We start from the raw sequence: 4,823 nt of genomic DNA, 5'->3' as shown, positions 1-4,823 counted from the left end.
CCCCCCCCCCCCCCCCGCCACCCGCGCCCACCCACCCGGCCACGAGCCACCCGGCCACGACCAGACCCCGCACCGGCGAGCCAGGACCACGCCCGCCACGAGTGATGACGTCCACGCAGGTGGGGGCGGGTGGCGTGCGGGGCACGTCAGGCGAGCGCCCGTGCTGGGCGCCGGCCCCAGCGCGGGGGCGTAGCCAGTGCCCCGGACGGCGCCCGCCCCACCACCCGCCCCGACGGACCCCCGCCCGGCCACGACCGGAACTCCTCGAGCCACGAGCCACGAGCGACGCCCGACGGAGCGATCCGTGCGGCGGGCACGACGCGCCACCGCCCCGGCAAGCGCCTCCCCACAGGTGTGCACAACCCTGTGGACATCTGTGGAGATCCCCCCGTGCGCGTCCACACCCCCGTGGACGGAGGGCCGGGGCCGCACCGGCGTGCACACCCCTGGGTCGACCCGGCGGACGGGTGCCCCCACGGCGTCCCGAGGGCGACACGCGACGTGACCTGCGGCGCCGCCCCGTCCTCCACACCGTCCACAGCACCGATGACGAGGACGAGCCTCCCCGGTGAAGAGGAGGTCCGCGCACAGCTGGTGGAGGGCCGGGCTGGGGACGAGCGCCCCGAGGCCGGAGGTCGCGGACGCCGAGAGGCCGACGAACCGGGCGAGGAGGAGAGCCGCCGCTGGTGCGACCCAGGAGAGGACCGTGGTGCGGGCCCTCGCCGCGGGCCGCGTCTGCCGTAGGGTCGGCGACCGCGCCCGCGCGTCCGCCGGGCCGCACCAGCGGACGCACCCCTGCAGCGAGCAGCGCGGGGGCGCCGGGAGGGGTCGGTCGCCGTGAGGTTCAGGGTCGAGCGCGACGTGCTCGCGGAGGCGGTCACGTGGACCGCGCGCTCCCTCCCCACCCGTCCGCCGGTGCCGGTGCTCGCCGGTCTGGTGCTCGATGCCGACGCGAGCGGGACGCTGTCGCTCGCGGGCTTCGACTACGAGGTCTCGGGGCGCGTCGAGGTGGCCGCGGAGGTCGAGGACGCGGGCCGGGCGCTCGTGTCGGGGCGCCTGCTGGCCGACATCGCGCGGAGCCTGCCGAGCCGGCCCGTGGAGGTCGTGAGCGAGGGCTCGAAGGTGACGCTGACGTGCGGCGCCAGCCGCTTCCAGCTGCTGACGATGCCCGTCGAGGAGTACCCGGCGCTGCCGGAGATGCCCGCGTCCAGCGGCGTGGTGGCGGGCGACGTGCTGACGCAGGCGGTGGGCCAGGTCGTCGTCGCCGCGAGCCGCGACGAGACGCTGCCGATCCTCACCGGCGTCCGCATGGAGATCGAGGGCGACCGGCTGACGCTGCTGGCCACGGACCGCTACCGGCTCGCGATGCGCGAGCTGGCGTGGTCCCCCGCGACGCCGGGGGCCTCCACGACGGCGCTCGTCCGCGCCCGCACGCTCTCGGAGGTGGCGCGCTCGCTCGGCTCGGGCGGCGGGGACGTCGTCGTCGCGCTGTCGGACGGCACGAGCGGCACGGGCACGGCGATGATCGGCTTCGAGGCGGGGGGCCGGCGCACGACGTCGCTGCTCGTCGACGGCGAGTACCCGAAGGTGCGCTCGCTGTTCCCGGCCGAGTCGGCCGTGCGCGCCGTCGTCGGGCGCGAGGAGCTCGTCGACGCGGTGCGGCGCGTGTCGCTCGTGGCGGAGCGCAACACCCCGGTGCGGCTGTCCTTCACCGAGGGCCAGGTGGTCCTCGAGGCCGGCGCCGGGGACGACGCGCAGGCGAGCGAGGCCCTGCCGGCGACGCTCGACGGCGAGCCGCTGGAGATCGCCTTCAACCCGGCGTTCCTCCTCGACGGGCTGGGGGCGCTGCCGACGCCGCACGTGCGCCTGTCCTTCACCCAGCCGACGAAGCCGGCGGTCCTCACGGGCCAGCAGGAGCCGGAGGGCGACGACGACCCGGGCTACCGGTACCTGCTCATGCCCGTCCGGATGGCCGGCTGAGCCTCGCCCCGGCGAGGGGCCCGAGCGGCGCGAGAGGCGCCTCGGCACCACGCTGGGGGCCGTGCGCGGCGGGCGCACGCGGGCGGCCGCCGCCCGGGACGACCAGGCAGCACCGCGGGAGCGGTGGGGAGGAGCGGCATGAGCACGGACACGCAGACGGGCACCACGGAGGGGACCTCGGCCCCCGTGCAGCACCTCGGCATGGTGGGGCTGGGCCGCATGGGCGGCGGCATGCGGGACCGCCTCCGCGAGGCGGGCCTCGAGGTCACCGGCTACGACCGGGACCCGGACGCCACGGACGTCGACAGCCTGGCGGCGCTCGTCGAGGCGCTGCCGACCCCGCGCGCGGTCTGGGTGATGGTCCCGGCCGGGGACGTCACGCACTCCGTGATCACCGAGCTCGCCGGCCTCCTCGAGGAGGGCGACCTCGTCGTCGACGGCGGCAACTCCAAGTGGACGGCCGACGAGGAGCACGCCCGGCAGCTGGCCGAGCGGGGCGTCCGGTTCGTCGACTGCGGCGTCTCCGGGGGCGTGTGGGGCCTCGAGGCCGGGTACGGCCTCATGTGCGGCGGCGCCGAGGACGACGTGGCGCGGATGATGCCCGTCTTCGACGCCCTGCGCCCCGAGGGCCCCCGCGAGGAGGGCTTCGTCCACGCCGGCCTCGTCGGCGCGGGCCACTACGCGAAGATGGTCCACAACGGCATCGAGTACGGCCTCATGCAGGCCTACGCCGAGGGCTTCGAGCTGCTGCTCGCCAAGGGGATCGTCACGGACGAGACCGGGTGCTTCAAGGCCTGGACGCGCGGCACCGTCGTCCGCTCGTGGCTGCTCGACCTCCTGGTGCGGGCCCTCGAGGAGGACCCGGCGCTGGAGAGGCTGCAGGGCTACGTCGACGACTCGGGCGAGGGTCGCTGGACGGTGCAGGAGGCGGTCGAGAACGCCGTCCCCGCGCCGGTGATGTCGGCGGCGCTCTTCGCCCGCTTCACCTCGCGCCAGGCCGACTCCCCCGCCATGAAGGCCGTGGCGGCGCTGCGCAACCAGTTCGGCGGCCACGCCGTCCACGCCGCCGGCCCGAGCTCGGGCGGCGGGGACACCCCCGAGAGCGACCAGCCGGCCTCGAGCGAGGAGACCGGTCCGGCCCACGCCGGCCCGACGTCGGGCAGCTCGGACGTGGACCACTCCGCCTAGCCCGGGGCCCCGCCGCGCCGTCCTCCCCCGGGGCGCGCGGGGGCGGTGCGCGGGGCGGGGGGACGAGAGCGGGAGGACGGAGGTCGGCGCGGTGCACGTGGCGCACCTGTCGCTCGCCGACTTCCGCAACTACGAGCGCGCCGAGCTCCCGCTCGAGCCCGGGGTGACGGCGCTCGTCGGCCCCAACGGGCAGGGGAAGACCAACCTCGTCGAGGCGCTCGGCTACGTCGCCTCCCTGTCGAGCCACCGCGTCGCGAACGACGCCCCGCTCGTGCGGGCGGGCGCCGAGCGGGCGGTCGTGCGCGCGAGCGTGGTCCGCGACGGCCGCCCGCTGCTCGCGGAGGTCGAGATCAACCCCGGGCGCGCGAACCGGGCGCGGCTCGGGCGCGCGGCGCTGCCGCGGGCGCGCGAGCTCGTCGGCACGCTGCGCACCGTGCTCTTCGCGCCGGAGGACCTCGCCCTCGTCAAGGGCGACCCCGAGGGCCGGCGCCGCTTCGCCGACGACCTCCTCGTGCTCCTCGCCCCGCGCCTGGCCGGCGTGCGCGCCGAGTACGACCGGGCGCTGAAGCAGCGCAACGCCCTCCTGCGCTCGGCGGGCGCGACGAGCGCCGCGCGCCGCGGCGCGGGCCCGCTGCCGGGCATCGAGGTGTGGGACCACCAGCTGGCGGCCCTGGGCGCCGACCTGCTGTCCGCGCGGCGCTACCTCCTCGCGCGGCTCGCGCCGTACGTCGCCCGCGCCTACGACGCCGTCGCCGAGACGGCGCCCGGCGGGACGGGCGCGGGCGCCGCGGCGGAGGGCGGCCTCGCGGACGTCGTCCGGCTGGCCTACCGCGGCTCCCTCGCCGAGCACCGCGGCGAGGGCGAGGAGGACCTGTCCTCCGAGGCGGCCCGGGAGGCGGGCGCCGCACCGCGGGACGTCCTGGCCGCCCAGCTCGTCGAGGCGATGGAGCAGCTGCGCCGCCGCGAGGTCGAGCGGGGGCTGACGCTCGTGGGCCCGCACCGCGACGACGTCCTGCTCTCCCTGCGGGGGCTGCCCGCGCGGGGCTACGCGAGCCACGGGGAGTCGTGGTCCTACGCGCTCGCGCTCCGGCTGGGCGCCTACGAGCTGCTGCGCAGCGAGGGGCCGGGCACGCCGTCCGAGCGCGAGCCCGTGCTCGTCCTCGACGACGTCTTCGCCGAGCTCGACGCGCGCCGGCGCTCCCGGCTGGCCGAGCTGGTGGCGGGCGCCGAGCAGGTCCTCCTCACCGCGGCCGTGCCCGAGGACGTGCCCCCGCAGCTCACCGGGCGCCGCGTGCACGTGCGCGCCGGCGCCCTGCAGCTGCCGCCCGACGGCGGACCGGCCGAGGACGCCGTCGCCGACGGCGGTCAGACCGACGAGGGGTCCGCGCCCGAGGAGGCCGCTCAGGAGGGCTCCACCGACGAGGGCTCCGCCGTGGAGGGCTCCCCCGGTGGGAGGGACGGCCGTGGCTGAGCGTCCCGGCGAGCCCGAGCCCCCTGAGGCCCCCGGCGGCCCTGGCGGACCCGGCGGCCCTCCCGATCCCCCGGCCGACGGCGACGCCGGGCTCTCCGCGGACCCGTCCGCGGACGCCGTCCGCGCGGCGCTGGGCCGCGCGCGGGCGGCGGCCCGCGCCCGCGGCGTCCTGCCGGGGGCCCCC

General features: G+C 78.1%; 3 protein-coding genes and 1 pseudogene. All 4 read left to right on the top strand.

Translation table 11 applies throughout. The features are described from left to right. Nucleotides 1-837: 837 nt before the first annotated feature. Nucleotides 838-1,980 carry a DNA polymerase III subunit beta gene (gene dnaN / locus WDV85_RS11350; protein WP_171203157.1) on the top strand — a complete coding sequence of 381 codons (1,143 nt, stop codon included), beginning with the start codon at nucleotides 838-840 and terminating at the stop codon, nucleotides 1,978-1,980. A gap of 138 nt (nucleotides 1,981-2,118) precedes the next feature. Beyond that, nucleotides 2,119-3,168 (top strand): phosphogluconate dehydrogenase (NAD(+)-dependent, decarboxylating), encoded by a 1,050-nt coding sequence (gene gnd / locus WDV85_RS11345; RefSeq protein WP_339570711.1) that lies wholly within the window; start codon nucleotides 2,119-2,121, stop codon nucleotides 3,166-3,168. 91 nt (nucleotides 3,169-3,259) lie between these two features. Continuing rightward, nucleotides 3,260-4,639, top strand: coding sequence for a DNA replication/repair protein RecF (locus WDV85_RS11340; RefSeq protein ID WP_339570710.1), 1,380 nt, complete (start codon nucleotides 3,260-3,262; stop codon nucleotides 4,637-4,639). After that, nucleotides 4,632-4,823: pseudogene (locus tag WDV85_RS11335) on the top strand (DUF721 domain-containing protein); the annotation flags it as partial. The gene WDV85_RS11340 and the pseudogene WDV85_RS11335, both read left to right, overlap by 8 nt.

The sequence above is a fragment of the Pseudokineococcus sp. 5B2Z-1 genome (genome assembly GCF_037482305.1).
In the GTDB taxonomy this organism is placed as follows: domain Bacteria; phylum Actinomycetota; class Actinomycetes; order Actinomycetales; family Quadrisphaeraceae; genus Pseudokineococcus.
The sequence above is the reverse complement of the archived record's forward strand: the minus strand, read 5'-3'. Positions and strand labels throughout refer to the sequence as shown.

Coding starts and splice junctions, on each gene's coding strand:
- gnd (WP_339570711.1), top strand. CDS start 2,119: ATGAGCACGGACACGCAGACGGGCACCACGGAGGGGACCTCGGCCCCC.